This window comes from Pseudomonas sp. P1_F1_2 (assembly GCF_056405815.1).
Genome location: NZ_JBFUBK010000109.1, coordinates 16,447 through 31,719, shown reverse-complemented (window position 1 = coordinate 31,719; position 15,273 = coordinate 16,447). Strand labels below are relative to the sequence as shown.

Sequence of the window (15,273 nt, the reverse complement as noted above, 5' to 3'; positions counted from 1 at the left end):
GCGTGACAGCGATCATGCGGCGGCGGATCGCTGGAACAAGTAGTTCCTGCGTTGATCGTTCCCACGCTCTGCGTGGGGATGCATCCCGGGACGCTCCGCGTCCCTTTCAGAGCCGAACGCAGAGCGTCCGTTCAGGCATTCCCACGCAGAGCGTGGGAACGATCAATTCTCGCTGACTCGCCTCCCGACCATCGGCCGGTGCGAGGTGCGCGCGCCCGATTGACGATTTGTACATTAAAGTCCAGTATGGAAATATAAGTACAAAAAAGATATTTCCCTGTTTCAGCTCTTTCCTCTGTCTTGCCAAACCAACAACAACCTGCGAGAGAACGAACATGAAGAAACTCCCCCTCATTACCGGTCTGGCGCTGAGCCTGTTGGCGTGCAGTTCGCTGTTCGCCGCTGATAAAACCCTGCGCATCGGTATCGAAGCCGCCTATCCGCCGTTCGCTTCCAAAACCGACAAAGGCGAGATCGTCGGTTTCGACTACGACATCGGTAATGCCCTGTGCGCGCAGATGAAGGTCAAATGTGTGTGGGTCGAAGGTGAGTTCGACGGTCTGATTCCTTCTCTGAAGGTGAAGAAAATCGACATGGCCCTGTCGTCCATGACCATTAACGAAGACCGCAAGAAGTCGGTGGATTTCACCCACAAGTATTACTTCACTTCCTCGCGTCTGGTCATGAAGGACGGCGCTGTCGTGGATGACCAGTACGCCAGCCTCAAGGGCAAGACTGTCGGCGTGCAGCGGGCAACCACCACTGACCGATATGCCACCGAGGTGTTTGAACCAAAGGGCATCAACGTCAAGCGCTATGGCAACAACGAAGAAATCTACATGGACCTGGCCGCCGGTCGTCTCGATGCGATTTTTGCCGACACCATTCCCCTCAATGACTTCCTGATGATGCCGCGCGGCAAAGGCTATGCGTTTGTCGGGCCGGAGTTGAAGGACCCGAAATACGTTGGCGAGGGTGCGGGGATCGCGGTGCGCAAGGGCAATGGTGAGCTCGTCAGTGAGCTGAACACTGCCATTGATGGTATTCGTGCCAATGGCGAGTATCAGAAGATTTCCGACAAGTACTTCAAGTCCGATATCTACGGCGACTGATCAATCGCTTTCGCGGGCGAGCCCGCTCCCACAGGTTCAGTGATGCACATGTATGTTGTGCACGACTCGAACATTGTGGGAGCGGGCTTGCCCGCGATTGGGCCGGAGCAATCACTGCAAATCTTCAGCCCTTCAATTCCTTCAAATGCTTGTAAACCGTCGCCCGTCCCATGTTCAGCACATTGGCCACATAGTTCGAAGCGCTCTTGCCCTTGAAGGCGCCTTCGGCGTGCAGCGCCAGCACCAGTTCGCGTTTGTGATCGCGCGTCAGCAGGTTAAGGCTCAACTGACGTTCGCGCAGCCAGGCGTGCAGGAAGGTGTTGATGCGCTCCTGCCAGTCATCACGAAACAGTGAATCCGGCTGCGGGATCAATTTGGACGGCGACAGGAATAGATCGAGCGCCGCTTTTGCATTTTCGAACAGCGAGATGTTCAGGTTGACGCACAGCACCGCGAGCGGGTGACCTTCTGCGTCGCGCAATACCGTGCTCAAACTGCGAATCTTCTGACCGTCCCAATTAAGCTTTTCGTAAGGGCCGATGTTGGTTTCGCTGACATCGTCACTGAGCATGTCCTCCAGCGCGGCGTCATCGCCGATTTCGCGTTTTGACAGATTGTTGGCGATGTAGTCGATCTTTTGCGTGCGCAGGTCATGCAGCACCACCTCGGCATGAGGAAAAAACAGCGTGGCGATGGCATCGGCGATCGCTCGGTAATTGTCCAGCGCCGGGTCTTTTTCAGGTGCGTTCATACAGTGGAGCTCCAGGCAGCGTCAGCGCCCTGCAAAAAGGGCGCGTGAAGTTTGCCGCAATCGTGTCGACACGTCACCTGAGCAGGTGATCAGCCCAGGCGAGCGGGGGAGAGCATGCCGGCGTCCAGCCCGAAACGGCTGAGTGGCTCCGGCAAGGCTTCGCCGCGCACCAATGCTGCGCTGGCCTGGCCCATGGCGGGTGACGTCTGAATGCCATAACCGCCTTGTGCAGCGACCCAGAACAGCCCTGGCACTGTCGGGTCGAAGCCGGAGAGCAAATCACCGTCGGGTACGAAGCTGCGCAGGCCAGCCCAGGTGCGGGTCGGACGGCGAATGGTCAAGGTGGTGGCTTCTTCGATCTGGTAGATGCCCATCGCGATGTCCAACTCCTCGGGCTGCACGTCGTGCGGCTCTACCGGGTCGGCATTGGCGGGCGAACCGAGGAACATCCCCGCGTCGGGTTTCATGTAGAACGATTCATCGAGGCTGACCAGCATCGGCCAATGGTGGATGTCCACGCCGTCGGGACCGGCGAAGATGAAAGCGGCACGTCGTTTCGGTTGCAGGCCCAGCGGCCGGGCGCCGGCCAGTGCACCGATTTTGTCGGCCCAGGCACCGGCGGCATTGATGATGACGGGGGCGCTGAAGGTCTGGCCGTTAGTGGTTACCTGCCACATCCCTTCGGCGTTCCGGGCCAGGCCTAGCACTTCGGTGTCGGTCAGGACTTCGCCTTTGTTGCGTCGAATGCCGCGCAAGTACCCCTGATGCAGGGCGTCGGTGTCGATGTCGCTGGCGGTGGGGTCGTAGATCGCGCCATGGACTTTTTCCCGGCGCAGAATCGGCAGGCGCGCGCAGGCTTCGTCGGCGCTGAGCAGTTGCATCTCAGGTACGGTGGCTTTGGCGCTGAGGTATTGATTGTTCAATTCAGTGGGATCACCGGTGAAATCCACGGTCATCTCGCCCCGTGGTGTCAGCAGTGGGTGTTCGCAGAAACCGGGCGGTGGTGCGTCGAAGAAGTCGCGGCTGGCCTGGGTCAGTGCGCGAACCTGGGGAGTGCCGTAGGCGGCGGTGTACAGCGCAGCGGAACGTCCGGTGGAGTGATAGGCCGGGTGCGATTCGCGTTCGAGCACAATCACCCTGGCTTGCTGCGAGAGCCAAAAACCGGTGGAAGCCCCGGCAATCCCGCCGCCGATGATGATGAAGTCTGCCTGGCTCATGAACGTCTCCTGATGGGGCGCAAAGGCCGGAGTAAATGGTTTTCTGTAGGAGCAAGGCTTGTCCGCGATGCAGACGCCGCGGGCATTCAGGTTAGCCGCGGTGATGCAATCGCGGACAAGCCTTGCTCCTACAGAAACGGAGGGTTAACGCTGCAATTGGTAAATGGCATTGGCCAGCGCGATGTCTTCCAGGCCCAGGCCGATGGAGCGGAAGAACACATGCCGGCTGTAATCGGGGCGCTGTACCTTTTCGCTCAGCAAGTCAGGCAAGTCGCCGACAATCGCCTGCTTGTCCCAGCCATGTTGCTCGCCGGCAATCAGCATTTCACCGGCCGACCCTGGTGTGGTCACACGGTAGTCGCAGAACACCTGCATGTCATTGAGGCTCTGCGGCGGAACTTCGTGGGCGCGTGGGGCATTGGTGCTGATGGAGGTGATCAGCGCCGGTTTGCTCAAGCTTGACGGGTCGATCACCGGGCCTGCGGACGAGGTGCACAGCATGATCACGTCGGCGTCCCCGGTGGCCGCTTCGCGACTGTCGACGATGACCAGGCGTGGGTCGAGACTGTTGAGGTGCGCCAATACTTCGGGTTGCTTGTCGCTCAGACTTGGCGAATACAGCGTGATGCTCTGCCAGTCGCGCAGGTCTTTGACGTAGTGCAGGTGTGCCTGGGCAACTTTGCCGCTGCCGATGATCGCCAGACGCCGAGCCTTTAAAGGGGCGAGTGCATCGACCGCCACGGCGGTGGTGGCGGCCGTGCGTGCGGTGGTCAATTCACCGGCATCGCAAAGGAGTAGCGGCTGGCCGGTCTGCATCGACATCAGCAGGGTCCACGCGGTCACCAGCGGGCCTTGTTCGCGGACGATGTAAGGAGAGGTTTTAACCCCGTAGACGCCGTCTTGCGCCAGTACGCCGAGGTAGTTGATGAAATCGCCCGCGCCCTGAGGGAATTCCACCAGTTGCTGTGCCGGTTGCACCGCTTGCCCGGCAGCCAGGTCGCGGAACAGCTTGCGCAGGATTTGCGGCACATCGACCCTGGCCAGCAGCTCGCGAGCCTGAGGTTGGGTGATCACATAAGGCGTACTGGACATGGTCGGCTCCGGACACTGAACTAAACTAATTTGTCCATTATGGACTTTTAGTTGTATCGGGCAAGCTCCTGTTGAAAAAAACCAGACGAAAAAAAAGCGCAGTCCGTTGCCGGCTGCGCCTCTTTCTTCAAGTGCCCGGTTATGGGCGCTTGCGCTCAACCGCCCGCAACAGATGCGTCGGTGGTGTTTCACAGCTGATCTTGCGACCCAGCAGCGCCTCGATGGACGGTAACTGGTAGGAGTCGTCCTCCCCGGCAAAACTGATGGACACGCCATCAGCGCCCGCCCGGCCGGTACGACCGATGCGGTGCACGTAGTCGTCCGGGACTTCCGGCAGGGTGAAGTTGATCACGTGGCTGATGCCGTCGATGTGAATGCCGCGACCGGCCACATCAGTGGCGACCAGAACGCGGATCTTGCCTTCGCGGAAACCTTCCAGGGTCTTGATGCGCTTGTGCTGCGGTACATCGCCAGACAGTTGCGCGGCGTTGACGCCATCACGCACCAGACGCTCTTCAATGCGTCGCACTTCATCCTTGCGGTTGGCGAAGACCATCACCCGCTCCCAACCGTTGTCGTTGACCAGGTTGTAGAGCAATTTGTATTTGTCGGCACCGGCAACGGCGTAGATGTGCTGCTCGACGTTTTCGCTGGCCACATTCTGCGCTTCGATCTCGACGATCGACGGGTCGGTGGTCCATTGCTTGGCGAGGTTCATCACGTCTTCGGTGAAGGTTGCGGAGAACAGCAGCGTTTGACGCTCGTTCTTCGGCGGCGTCTGGCGAATGATTTGACGCACTTGCGGGATGAAACCCATGTCGAGCATGCGGTCGGCTTCGTCCAGCACCATGACTTCGACCATGTCCAGGTGCACGTCGCCGCGCTGGTTGAAGTCGAGCAAGCGGCCCGGGGTGGCGACGAGGATGTCGCAGTGGCGGGCTTCGAGGTGCTTGAGTTGCTTGTCGAAGTCCATGCCACCGACAAACGTCATGACGTTGAGGCCGGTGTATTTGGTCAGGTCCGCTGCGTCTTTGGCGATCTGCACCACCAGTTCGCGGGTTGGCGCAATGATCAGCGCCCGCGGCTCACCCATGTAGCGCTCTTTCGGCGGCGGGGTTTGCAGCAGTTGGGTGATGATCGAAATCAGGAACGCCGCGGTTTTGCCGGTGCCGGTCTGGGCGCGACCGATGGCGTCTTTGCCCGCCAGGGTAAAGCCAAGCACCTGCGCCTGAATGGGCGTGCAGTACGGAAAGCCAAGGTCCTGGATGGCGTGCATCAGTTCCGGGGCGAGTTTGAAATCGTGGAAGCGGGTTTTGCCTTCCTGGGGTTCGACGACGAAATCTTCGAGTTTCCAGGGAATGACAGAGACTTTTGGCTTGGGTTCGCGACGCGGTTTTGCCGGTTTTGGCGCTTCGCTACGCGGCTGCTCATCGGCAGTCGCCGGGGCAGAGGGAGTGGCCGGTGTGGTCATCGGCTCGTGTTTCGGTGCCGCTACGGTTGCGGTCCGGCCAGGCTGATTACCGTCGGTGCGGTGGCTGGGAGTATGAGACGGAGCGCTGGGAACTGGCGCGAGCTGCTCAGCCTCGCTTTTACCGAACATTTTCTTGAGTGCTTTGAGCAYGGTCATCTCATCAATTGGTTAAGGAATGTACGCCGGCCAGTGTAATGCAAGAATCGGGCGCGGCGTAGTGGGATGATCAAAGGGCGGTATTTCACCTGAACGTTAACGCAAACGCTCTGTAAGCCAGGTGCCGATGTCGTGAATCTCTTCGGGTAACACTTCGTGACCCATTGGGTACTCTTGCCATGTCACGGTGACACCACGCTGCTTCAAATGCTCATAGGCAGAGCGGCCCATGGCGTTTTGCACCACGTCATCGTATTGACCGTGCAACGACAGCACGGGAATGCGTTGCTGGCTGGCTGAAAGCTCAAGCTGATCGCTGAACGTCGGGGCATAAGTGGAGAGGGCAAGTACGCCACCCAATGGCCCCTGCCATTTCAGGAATGCGGTGTGCAACACCACGGCACCGCCTTGGGAAAAGCCTGCCAGGAAAATCCGCGAGGCGTCTATTCCGCTGGCTCGCTGTTCTTCGATCAATTCAATGACCCTGTCCGCCGACGCTTCCAGCTGTTCACGGTTAATCGAGCGTGCTGGGCTCATGGCCAATATGTCGTACCAGCTCGGCATCTCGTAGCCGCCGTTAATGGTGACGGCACAGGTCGGCGCCTGGGGCAAAACGAATCGGGTGCTCAGCAGGGTTTCCTGCAACGCTTCCGCCACCGGCAGGAAGTCGTAACGGTCGGCACCCAGGCCGTGAAGCCATATAACGCAGGCGTCTGCGGCCTTCACGGGTTCAAGGATAAGGGGCTCGGTCATGGCTGCTCCATAGTTGTGCGCGCGCTCTCATTGAGTGCGAGATCCGGGTGCGCGTCTGGTTGATCAGTTAACAAGATGTCGCAAGGCTACAAGTTTTGCTATTGACCTGTCGCATAAACGCTTCAGCAGGCGGTCTGGTACGGGCCTTGCTATGGGAAAACCTGCACGAACAATCCCACGCCTGTCGGTAACACTATCAGGCCATTGTTGGTGGTGGGATAGCAAAGAATCCGGTGATGGATGTTCGCCAGTGGCCGTTACGGGCTTAGCGAGCGTGAAAGGGCTACAGCCCGTTCGGCCGATTGGTGAGAAGTGAGTAATCCATGATGTGGGTTTTCTCCTACTAGACTCATAGCGCAGGTCCTTACGTCGGTTGACCCTAAAAAAAATCAACAGGGGTCAATTACGCCTCAAAAGGGTGCGGCAGGACTCAAGCTCCGACACAACAAGAGCAAAACTGGAGGTTTGAATGAAGATGTTGAAATCCACCCTGGCCATCGTGACTGCAGCCGCAGTACTCGGTGTCAGCGGGTTCGCTCAGGCGGGTGCAACCCTGGATGCAGTGCAGAAGAAAGGTTTCGTACAGTGCGGTGTAAGTGACGGTCTGCCGGGTTTCTCGGTTCCGGACTCCACTGGCAAGATCGTTGGTATCGATGCTGACTATTGCCGTGCTGTGGCCGCTGCCGTTTTCGGCGACGCGACCAAAGTGAAGTTCAGCCAGTTGAACGCCAAAGAGCGCTTCACTGCGCTGCAGTCGGGCGAAATCGACATCCTGTCGCGCAACACCACCATGACCAGCTCTCGTGACGCGGGCATGGGCCTGAAATTCCCTGGCTTCATCACTTACTACGACGGCATCGGCTTCCTGGTTAACAACAAGCTGGGCGTCAAGAGTGCCAAGGAGCTGGACGGTGCAACCATCTGCATCCAGGCCGGTACCACCACCGAGCTGAACGTTTCCGACTACTTTCGCGGCAACGGTCTGAAATACACCCCGATCACGTTCGACACCTCTGACGAAAGCGCCAAGTCGCTCGAGTCCGGTCGTTGCGACGTACTGACCTCCGACAAGTCTCAGCTGTTCGCCCAGCGCAGCAAGCTGGCCTCGCCGAAGGACTACGTGGTTCTGCCGGAAACCATTTCCAAAGAACCTCTGGGCCCTGTCGTGCGTAACGGCGACGACGAATGGCTGGCCATCGTGCGCTGGACTGGCTACGCCATGCTCAACGCTGAAGAAGCCGGTATCACTTCGAAAAACGTCGAAGCTGAAGCCAAAGGCACCAAGAACCCGGACGTTGCTCGTCTGCTGGGCACCGACGGTGAATACGGCAAAGACCTGAAAGTGAAAAAAGACTGGGTCGTCCAGATCGTCAAGCAAGTCGGTAACTATGGCGAAGTGTTCGAGAAGAACCTCGGCAAGAACACTCCGCTGGAAATCGACCGCGGGCTGAACGCTCTGTGGAACGCTGGCGGCATTCAATACGCACCACCAGTGCGCTGATGGTTCTATCACCCGGTGGGCCAACCACCGGGTGATGTTCTGTTCCATTACATCCGGGGCACTTCATGCAAAATTCAATCGGCGCACCAAAGCAGAGGCTTAGCCTCAGCGATCCCAAAGTGCGTGCGTGGCTATTTCAGATCATCACCATCGTGGCGGTGGTCTCGATGGGCTGGTATCTGTTTGATAACACCCAGACCAATCTTCAGCACCGGGGCATTACCTCCGGTTTCAGCTTTTTGGAGCGCAGTGCCGGTTTCGGCATCGCTCAACACCTGATCGACTACACCGAATCGGACACCTATGCCCGAGTGTTTGTCATCGGCTTGCTCAACACGCTGCTGGTGACCTTCATCGGCGTGATCCTGGCGACGATCCTCGGGTTCATCGTCGGCGTGTCACGGCTGTCGAAGAACTGGATCATCAGCAAGGTAGCGACGGTGTATGTGGAAGTCTTCCGCAATATTCCGCCACTGCTGCAAATCCTGTTCTGGTACTTCGCGGTGTTCCTGACGATGCCGGGGCCGCGTAACAGTCATAATTTCGGCGACACCTTCTACGTCAGCAGCCGCGGCCTGAACATGCCGGCCGCCCTGATGGCGGACGGGTTCTGGCCGTTTGTGGCGAGCGTTGTGGTGGCCATCGTCGCCATCGTGGTGATGAGCCGGTGGGCGACCAAGCGCTTCGAAGAGACCGGTGTACCGTTCCACAAATTCTGGACCGGTCTGGCGATGTTCCTGGTGATACCGGCGCTGTGCGCACTGATTTTCGGCGCGCCGCTGCACTGGGAAATGCCAAAGCTGCAAGGCTTCAACTTCATCGGTGGCTGGGTACTGATCCCGGAATTGCTGGCGTTGACCCTGGCCCTGACGGTGTACACCGCGGCGTTCATCGCCGAAATCGTGCGTTCGGGCATCAAGTCGGTCAGCCACGGCCAGACCGAAGCGGCGCATTCGCTTGGCCTGCGCAACGGTCCGACGCTGCGCAAGGTGATCATCCCGCAAGCCTTGCGCGTGATCATTCCACCGCTCACCAGCCAATACCTGAACCTGGCGAAAAACTCCTCGCTGGCGGCCGGTATCGGTTATCCGGAAATGGTTTCGTTGTTTGCCGGTACGGTGCTGAACCAGACCGGGCAGGCGATCGAGGTGGTTGCCATCACCATGAGCGTGTACCTGGCGATCAGTATCAGCATCTCCCTGCTGATGAACTGGTACAACAAGCGCATTGCGCTGATCGAGCGGTAAGGAAAAGCGCATGAGTACTCATACTTTCAAACCTGACATGCCTCCACCGAGCAGCAGCATCGGTGTGGTTGCATGGATGCGCGCGAACATGTTTTCCAGCTGGCTCAACACCTTGCTGACCCTGTTCGCGTTTTACCTGATTTACCTGGTCGTCCCACCGATCCTGAACTGGGCCATCCTCGACGCCAACTGGGTGGGCACGACCCGCGCCGACTGCACCAAGGAAGGCGCCTGCTGGGTGTTTATCCAACAGCGTTTTGGTCAGTTCATGTACGGCTACTACCCACCGGAACTGCGCTGGCGCGTGGACATGACCGTGTGGCTGGCCGTCATCGGCATTGCACCGTTGTTCATCTCGCGCTTTCACCGTAAAGCGGTATACGCGCTGAGCTTCCTGGTGCTGTACCCGATCATTGCCTACTTCCTGTTGCATGGCGGCATCTTCGGCTTGACCAACGTGGCAACCAGCCAGTGGGGCGGGCTGATGCTGACCCTGGTGATCGCCACCGTGGGGATTGCCGGTGCGTTGCCGCTGGGGATTGTCCTGGCGTTGGGCCGTCGGTCGAACATGCCGGCGATTCGCGTGGTCTGCGTGACCTTCATCGAATTCTGGCGCGGCGTGCCGTTGATCACGGTGCTGTTCATGTCGTCGGTGATGCTGCCGTTGTTCCTGCCTGAAGGCATGAGCTTCGACAAACTGTTGYGGGCGCTGATCGGCGTGATCCTGTTCCAGTCGGCCTATGTGGCCGAAGTGGTGCGCGGTGGTCTGCAAGCGATTCCAAAAGGTCAGTACGAAGCGGCTGCCGCGATGGGCCTCGGTTACTGGCGCAGCATGGGCCTGGTGATCCTGCCGCAAGCCCTGAAGCTGGTCATTCCCGGCATCGTCAACACCTTCATTGCGCTGTTCAAGGACACCAGCCTGGTGATCATCATCGGCCTGTTCGACCTGCTCAACAGCGTCAAACAAGCCGCCGCCGACCCGAAATGGCTGGGCATGGCTACTGAAGGTTATGTGTTCGCGGCCCTGGTGTTCTGGATTTTCTGTTTTGGTATGTCGCGCTATTCCATGCATCTGGAACGCAAGCTCGACACTGGCCACAAGCGTTAGGAGTTCTGTAATGAGCGAAGCAATCAAAAAGCCTGTGAGCCCTGAAGGCATTATTCAGATGCAGGGCGTGAACAAGTGGTACGGCCAGTTTCACGTGTTGAAAGACATCAACCTGAACGTGAAACAGGGCGAGCGTATTGTGTTGTGCGGCCCGTCGGGTTCCGGCAAGTCCACCACCATCCGTTGCCTCAATCGACTGGAAGAACACCAGCAGGGGCGCATCGTGGTCGATGGCGTGGAACTGACCAACGACCTCAAGCAGATCGAATCGGTGCGCCGTGAAGTCGGCATGGTGTTCCAGCACTTCAATCTGTTTCCGCACCTGACCATTCTGCAGAACTGCACTTTGGCGCCGATGTGGGTACGCAAAATGCCCAAGCGCCAGGCCGAGGAAATCGCCATGCATTACCTGGAGCGCGTACGCATTCCGGAGCAGGCGCATAAATTCCCGGGGCAACTGTCCGGTGGTCAGCAACAGCGTGTGGCGATTGCCCGCGCGCTGTGCATGAAACCGAAAATCATGCTGTTCGATGAACCCACTTCCGCGCTCGACCCCGAGATGGTGAAAGAGGTGCTGGACACCATGATCGGCCTGGCTGAAGACGGCATGACCATGCTCTGCGTAACCCACGAAATGGGCTTCGCCCGTACCGTGGCCAATCGCGTGATCTTCATGGACAAGGGTGAAATCGTGGAACAGGCCGCGCCGAACGACTTCTTCGATAACCCGCAGAATGAGCGGACCAAGATGTTCCTGAGCCAGATCCTGCATTGATCGAAGCCAGGCAGTGAAATAAACCCGGACAGTGTTCCGGGTTTATTTTTGGCTGATATTCGGGGTCAGGACGCCAGTACCGTTTCCTGCTCCGGGAAGCGTGCTGCCAGCAGTCGCTTCAAGTCGGAACCTTCGTTCATGGCTTGTATTTCAGCCAGCAAGTGAGGATGCCGATCCAGCAGGCGCATCAGCGTGAACAACGCTTGAGGGGGTGGAAGTTCGCCGCGCTCGTAACGTGAGAACGCATTGTGGCCAGCACCGGAAAGCTGCTTCACCGCTTCCTTCTGCGTGAGATGTAATTTTCGGCGGATGCGTTTCATCTCCGCGCCCATGGTCTGAAAGCAGTCTTCGAGCAATTTATCGCCAGCGTCGGAATAGCGCTCGGCGCTGTCAGTTTCATTATCGAAAATGATTTCACCGCATACCTTGCACTCCCAGCCGGCGATATCGTGCACCCAGCGTGATACGTTCTTGTAGTCGACACTGAGGCTGCGACCTTCGAAATGTTGCATGGCATGTCGAGTGCCACAACTCATGCATTGCCGCGTGTTCATAAGTTCCGCTCCTTGAAAGAGATCACCGGGGGCCCACCGTTGGGGCAGTAGGTCACTTTGATGTAGAGCTCCATTTCACGAAATGTAGTGTGGTAAACATCCTGCCACCTTCGGTGATCGGAGTGGCACGTCATTGACTTGTAGAGCATTCGGCGTTCCAGCGAGCAAATGATTGATTCCATATCTCGCAGGTGCAATCCCATTTGCGTGCCAGATCTCAATGCGACTTGAGTAAACGCTTTGGCTCCTTGCCTTCTTACCTCGTCCTTGATGACTGACAAGGCGTAGTGGGGTGTGTTCTTTTCCATAAGAAGCTGTGAACCCTATCCCTGAAATTACCCTTAAAGGGTAATTTTGACCAATCGAAAATCCCGCTCCATTTCCTTCTCTCTGACCGTAGGCGGTTGCCGTCCTACACGTAGCTGACTAACATGTCAGAAAATTCATCCTATGATTGGATGAAAGGGCGAATTCCATGTCAGACATTTCTCCATTGACCAAGCGATCCTTGGTCGACCAAGCGCTGGACCAGCTACGCCTTCGTATCACGCAAGGCGTCTGGGTCGTCGGCCAACGTCTACCCACCGAACCGGAACTGGCGACCGAACTGGGCATCAGCCGCAACACGGTGCGCGAAGCCATGCGTGTATTGGCGTTTTCCGGATTGATCGAAATCCGCCAGGGCGACGGCAGTTACCTGCGGGCCGTGATCGATCCGTTGGACACGATGAAAGCCTTGTCCCGCTGCTCCCATGAGCAGGCCCGCGAAACGCGGCACATCCTCGAAGTTGAAGCCATCGGTCTCGCTGCGTTACGCAGAACGGATGAAGACCTGGTGGCGTTGCGCGAGGCACTCAGCGTCAGCGGCCGTCATTACCACGGCGATCTCGACAGTTACATCGCCTGCGACCTGGTCTTCCACCGCCGTCTGGTGGATGCCGCGCACAACCCGACGCTCAGCGAGCTGTATCGCTATTTCTCCAGCGTCATCGGCGCGCAATTGCGCCAGACCCTGAATATCACCCCGCGACGCCAGGAAGTATTCGACCTGCATATCGAGCTGCTGGATGCCGTCGAACAACGTGACCCGGAGCGGGCCAAAGCCTTGTCGAGGCAGTTGATCAATGAACCTTGAAACCGGGAAGCCCATGTCCAGCAGCGAAAACAACCTCGCCCAATCCAAGCGCACGACGGAGCTCGAAGAGCTGCTGATTGACGCCGAAGCGGATGACGAACAAGTCCAGCAAAGTCACCCGATACTGCGCCGGCCATGGCTGTTGTTACTGGGGCTGATCCTGGTGGCGTTGAACTTGCGCCCGGCGTTGTCGAGCATGGCGCCGATGCTCAGCGAGGTCTCGAAGACCCTCGGTTTGTCGGCTGCCCAGGCCGGCCTGCTGACGACTTTACCGGTGCTGTGCCTCGGCTTGTTCGCGCCGTTGGCGCCGGTGCTGGCGCGACGGTTTGGTGCCGAGCGGGTGGTGTTGGGCATTCTGCTGATGCTGGCGGGCGGGATCATTTTGCGCAGCTCATTTGGCCAGACAGGCTTGTTCGCCGGCAGTGTGCTGGCTGGTGCGAGCATTGGTGTGATCGGTGTTTTGTTGCCCGGTATCGTCAAGCGAGATTTCCCGAAACAGGCCGGCACCATGACCGGTGTCTACACCATGGCTTTGTGTCTGGGGGCGGCGATGGCCGCAGGTGCGACCGTGCCACTGAGCGAGCATTTCGACAAAAGCTGGGCCTTGGGTCTTGGCTTCTGGGTGTTGCCAGCATTGATCGCGGCGATCTTCTGGTTGCCGCAAGTGGGCGGCCAGAAACACGGTGCACACAATGTCGCTTACCGGGTTCGCGGGCTACTGCGTGATCCGTTGGCGTGGCAAGTGACCTTGTACATGGGGCTGCAATCCTCCCTGGCCTACATCGTGTTTGGCTGGTTGCCGTCGATCCTGATCGGCCGTGGCCTGACGCCGACACAAGCCGGTCTGGTGCTGTCAGGTTCGGTGATTGTTCAGTTGGTCAGTTCACTGGCGGCGCCTTGGCTGGCGACACGCGGCAAGGATCAGCGCCTGGCGATTGTGGTAGTGATGCTGATGACCCTCGGCGGCCTGTTCGGCTGTCTGTATGCGCCGATTGAAGGCCTGTGGGGCTGGGCGATTCTGCTCGGTCTGGGGCAGGGCGCYACGTTCAGTCTGGCATTGACCCTCATTGTGCTGCGCTCGCGGGACTCGCATGTCGCGGCCAACCTGTCGAGCATGGCCCAGGGGTTCGGCTACACCCTGGCATCAATGGGACCGTTCGCGGTGGGTATCGTGCATGACTGGACCGGCGGCTGGACGGCGCTGGGCTGGATCTTTGGCGTGATTGGTCTCGGTGCAATTGTTGCCGGGCTCGGTGCAGGACGTTCGCTGTACGTTCGAGTCGAAAGCGAAAAAGTCTGACGCCTGCGCACTGTCGGTATTCGGCCCGCGAATGCCGATAGTGTTTCGCTCCGTTGCAGACTATCGTGCAGGCAATCTTTCAAGGCCATTTTGCAAGCACAGGGAGTCTGCCCATGAGTGATGCCCACAACGAATTGATCACCCGGTTCTATCAAGCTTTCCAGCGTCTGGATGCCGAGGCCATGAGCGCCTGCTATACCGACGACGTGGTGTTCAGTGATCCGGCGTTCGGTGAACTGCGCGGCCGCGACGCCGGCGACATGTGGCGCATGCTCACCACCCGGGCGAAGGATTTCTCCCTGACGTTCGATAACGTGCGGGCCGACGAGCGCACCGGCGGTGCGCATTGGGTCGCGACGTATCTGTTCAGCCAGACTGGCAACACCGTGGTCAACGACATTCAGGCCCGCTTCATATTTCGCGATGGCAAGATTTGCGAACATCACGACAGCTTCGACCTGTGGACCTGGTCCCGCCAGGCGCTGGGTTTCAAAGGGCTGATTCTGGGCTGGACACCTCTGGTCAGAAACGCCGTGCGAGCTCAAGCCCTGAAGGGGCTGAAGGCATTCCAGGCCAGTCGCTGATAAGATCGCGGCTTGTTTCCTACAAGCCTTGATCGTCACGTGAACACCCAGAGCGAATCTTCCGACATTGCCGCCGAGCCAGCGCTGCCCGTCAGCAAACCCTGGTTCGTCTACCTCGTTCGCGCGGCCAATGGTTCGCTCTACTGCGGGATCAGCGACGATCCCGTGCGTCGCTTCGCCACTCACCAGAGCGGCAAGGGCGCGCGGTTTTTCCTGTCCAGCCCTGCCGTGGCCTTGGTCTACACCGAAGTCTGTCGCGATAAAAGCGAAGCGCTACGACAGGAACGGCTGATCAAAAAACTCAAGAAAAGTGCCAAGGAATGTCTGGTGGCGAGTGCTGCTGCGGGCTTATCGATTTGATAAGTTGACCAAGATCGTAGGAGTTTCGAAGCGATGCACTTAGATGAGGATGCCGTTGCTAGCATGCGAGTGCCCAAAGCATCAAACGAGCATGGTTCAAGTGTGTTTTTTTAGTGAAGGGCAGACTTGGTGGTCCGGGTCATACCAAAGAACGCGC

General features: G+C 58.4%; 16 protein-coding genes. 9 read left to right on the top strand and 7 right to left on the bottom strand.

What is annotated here, in order from left to right:
• The first annotated feature begins 335 nt into the window (after window positions 1-335).
• The gene (locus AC1D2P_RS25380; RefSeq protein WP_046028961.1) at window positions 336-1,112 is read left to right on the top strand and encodes an ABC transporter substrate-binding protein; all 777 of its coding nucleotides are present in this window, start codon (window positions 336-338) and stop codon (window positions 1,110-1,112) included.
• 124 nt (window positions 1,113-1,236) lie between these two features.
• Here the strand turns inward: AC1D2P_RS25380 and AC1D2P_RS25375 are convergent, their stop codons facing one another.
• From AC1D2P_RS25375 to AC1D2P_RS25355, 5 genes are all read right to left on the bottom strand, one after another.
• Window positions 1,237-1,863: a helix-turn-helix transcriptional regulator gene (locus tag AC1D2P_RS25375; RefSeq protein WP_046028962.1), complete on the bottom strand. Its 627-nt coding sequence runs from the start codon at window positions 1,861-1,863 to the stop codon at window positions 1,237-1,239.
• Window positions 1,864-1,952: 89 nt separating this feature from the next.
• The gene (locus AC1D2P_RS25370) at window positions 1,953-3,080 is read right to left on the bottom strand and encodes an NAD(P)/FAD-dependent oxidoreductase (RefSeq protein ID WP_046028964.1); all 1,128 of its coding nucleotides are present in this window, start codon (window positions 3,078-3,080) and stop codon (window positions 1,953-1,955) included.
• Between the two features lie 144 nt (window positions 3,081-3,224).
• Window positions 3,225-4,172, bottom strand: coding sequence for an ornithine cyclodeaminase family protein (locus AC1D2P_RS25365; RefSeq protein WP_077430832.1), 948 nt, complete (start codon window positions 4,170-4,172; stop codon window positions 3,225-3,227).
• Between the two features lie 139 nt (window positions 4,173-4,311).
• A complete protein-coding gene (rhlB, locus tag AC1D2P_RS25360) occupies window positions 4,312-5,799 on the bottom strand; it encodes an ATP-dependent RNA helicase RhlB (protein WP_477811644.1) in 1,488 nt (495 codons plus the stop codon).
• A 96-nt stretch (window positions 5,800-5,895) separates the two neighbouring features.
• Window positions 5,896-6,552 carry an alpha/beta hydrolase gene (locus tag AC1D2P_RS25355; RefSeq protein WP_223523784.1) on the bottom strand — a complete coding sequence of 219 codons (657 nt, stop codon included), beginning with the start codon at window positions 6,550-6,552 and terminating at the stop codon, window positions 5,896-5,898.
• Between the two features lie 469 nt (window positions 6,553-7,021).
• Here AC1D2P_RS25355 and AC1D2P_RS25350 point away from each other — a divergent pair, with 469 nt between their 5' ends.
• The 4 genes from AC1D2P_RS25350 to AC1D2P_RS25335 all read left to right on the top strand — a co-directional run bounded on the left by AC1D2P_RS25350 (window position 7,022) and on the right by AC1D2P_RS25335 (window position 11,183).
• Window positions 7,022-8,053, top strand: coding sequence for an amino acid ABC transporter substrate-binding protein (locus AC1D2P_RS25350; RefSeq protein WP_046028970.1), 1,032 nt, complete (start codon window positions 7,022-7,024; stop codon window positions 8,051-8,053).
• 65 nt (window positions 8,054-8,118) lie between these two features.
• Window positions 8,119-9,300 (top strand): amino acid ABC transporter permease, encoded by a 1,182-nt coding sequence (locus AC1D2P_RS25345; protein ID WP_109786060.1) that lies wholly within the window; start codon window positions 8,119-8,121, stop codon window positions 9,298-9,300.
• A gap of 10 nt (window positions 9,301-9,310) precedes the next feature.
• The gene (locus AC1D2P_RS25340) at window positions 9,311-10,408 is read left to right on the top strand and encodes an amino acid ABC transporter permease (RefSeq protein WP_477811643.1); all 1,098 of its coding nucleotides are present in this window, start codon (window positions 9,311-9,313) and stop codon (window positions 10,406-10,408) included.
• Window positions 10,409-10,418: 10 nt separating this feature from the next.
• Window positions 10,419-11,183 carry an amino acid ABC transporter ATP-binding protein gene (locus AC1D2P_RS25335; protein WP_007944823.1) on the top strand — a complete coding sequence of 255 codons (765 nt, stop codon included), beginning with the start codon at window positions 10,419-10,421 and terminating at the stop codon, window positions 11,181-11,183.
• 65 nt (window positions 11,184-11,248) lie between these two features.
• Here AC1D2P_RS25335 and AC1D2P_RS25330 read toward each other — a convergent pair whose 3' ends face one another.
• The gene (locus tag AC1D2P_RS25330; protein WP_046028975.1) at window positions 11,249-11,737 is read right to left on the bottom strand and encodes a type II toxin-antitoxin system MqsA family antitoxin; all 489 of its coding nucleotides are present in this window, start codon (window positions 11,735-11,737) and stop codon (window positions 11,249-11,251) included.
• Entirely contained in the window at window positions 11,734-12,045 is a 312-nt protein-coding gene (locus AC1D2P_RS25325) for a type II toxin-antitoxin system MqsR family toxin (protein WP_477757750.1), read from the bottom strand. Before AC1D2P_RS25325 ends, AC1D2P_RS25330 begins: the two co-directional genes overlap by 4 nt.
• 167 nt (window positions 12,046-12,212) lie before the next feature.
• On the opposite strand from AC1D2P_RS25325, the gene AC1D2P_RS25320 reads away from it, so the two are divergent.
• The 4 genes from AC1D2P_RS25320 (at window position 12,213) to AC1D2P_RS25305 (ending at window position 15,116) form a co-directional block, all read left to right on the top strand.
• A complete protein-coding gene (locus AC1D2P_RS25320; protein WP_477757751.1) occupies window positions 12,213-12,872 on the top strand; it encodes a FadR/GntR family transcriptional regulator in 660 nt (219 codons plus the stop codon).
• On the top strand, window positions 12,862-14,172 hold the full coding sequence (locus AC1D2P_RS25315) for a CynX/NimT family MFS transporter (RefSeq protein ID WP_077430828.1): 1,311 nt from the start codon (window positions 12,862-12,864) through the stop codon (window positions 14,170-14,172). Before AC1D2P_RS25320 ends, AC1D2P_RS25315 begins: the two co-directional genes overlap by 11 nt.
• 113 nt (window positions 14,173-14,285) lie before the next feature.
• Window positions 14,286-14,756 carry a nuclear transport factor 2 family protein gene (locus tag AC1D2P_RS25310; RefSeq protein WP_046028983.1) on the top strand — a complete coding sequence of 157 codons (471 nt, stop codon included), beginning with the start codon at window positions 14,286-14,288 and terminating at the stop codon, window positions 14,754-14,756.
• A 39-nt stretch (window positions 14,757-14,795) separates the two neighbouring features.
• On the top strand, window positions 14,796-15,116 hold the full coding sequence (locus tag AC1D2P_RS25305; RefSeq protein WP_109786057.1) for a GIY-YIG nuclease family protein: 321 nt from the start codon (window positions 14,796-14,798) through the stop codon (window positions 15,114-15,116).
• The last annotated feature ends 157 nt before the right edge of the window (window positions 15,117-15,273 follow it).

Bases quoted from the DNA above. Each gene is read 5' to 3' on its own strand.
- AC1D2P_RS25380 (WP_046028961.1), top strand. From the start codon at position 336: ATGAAGAAACTCCCCCTCATTACCGGTCTGGCGCTGAGCCTGTTGGCG.
- AC1D2P_RS25375 (WP_046028962.1), bottom strand. From the start codon at position 1,863: ATGAACGCACCTGAAAAAGACCCGGCGCTGGACAATTACCGAGCGATC.
- AC1D2P_RS25370 (WP_046028964.1), bottom strand. From the start codon at position 3,080: ATGAGCCAGGCAGACTTCATCATCATCGGCGGCGGGATTGCCGGGGCT.
- AC1D2P_RS25365 (WP_077430832.1), bottom strand. From the start codon at position 4,172: ATGTCCAGTACGCCTTATGTGATCACCCAACCTCAGGCTCGCGAGCTG.
- AC1D2P_RS25355 (WP_223523784.1), bottom strand. From the start codon at position 6,552: ATGACCGAGCCCCTTATCCTTGAACCCGTGAAGGCCGCAGACGCCTGC.
- AC1D2P_RS25350 (WP_046028970.1), top strand. From the start codon at position 7,022: ATGAAGATGTTGAAATCCACCCTGGCCATCGTGACTGCAGCCGCAGTA.
- AC1D2P_RS25345 (WP_109786060.1), top strand. From the start codon at position 8,119: ATGCAAAATTCAATCGGCGCACCAAAGCAGAGGCTTAGCCTCAGCGAT.
- AC1D2P_RS25335 (WP_007944823.1), top strand. From the start codon at position 10,419: ATGAGCGAAGCAATCAAAAAGCCTGTGAGCCCTGAAGGCATTATTCAG.
- AC1D2P_RS25330 (WP_046028975.1), bottom strand. From the start codon at position 11,737: ATGAACACGCGGCAATGCATGAGTTGTGGCACTCGACATGCCATGCAA.
- AC1D2P_RS25325 (WP_477757750.1), bottom strand. From the start codon at position 12,045: ATGGAAAAGAACACACCCCACTACGCCTTGTCAGTCATCAAGGACGAG.
- AC1D2P_RS25320 (WP_477757751.1), top strand. From the start codon at position 12,213: ATGTCAGACATTTCTCCATTGACCAAGCGATCCTTGGTCGACCAAGCG.
- AC1D2P_RS25310 (WP_046028983.1), top strand. From the start codon at position 14,286: ATGAGTGATGCCCACAACGAATTGATCACCCGGTTCTATCAAGCTTTC.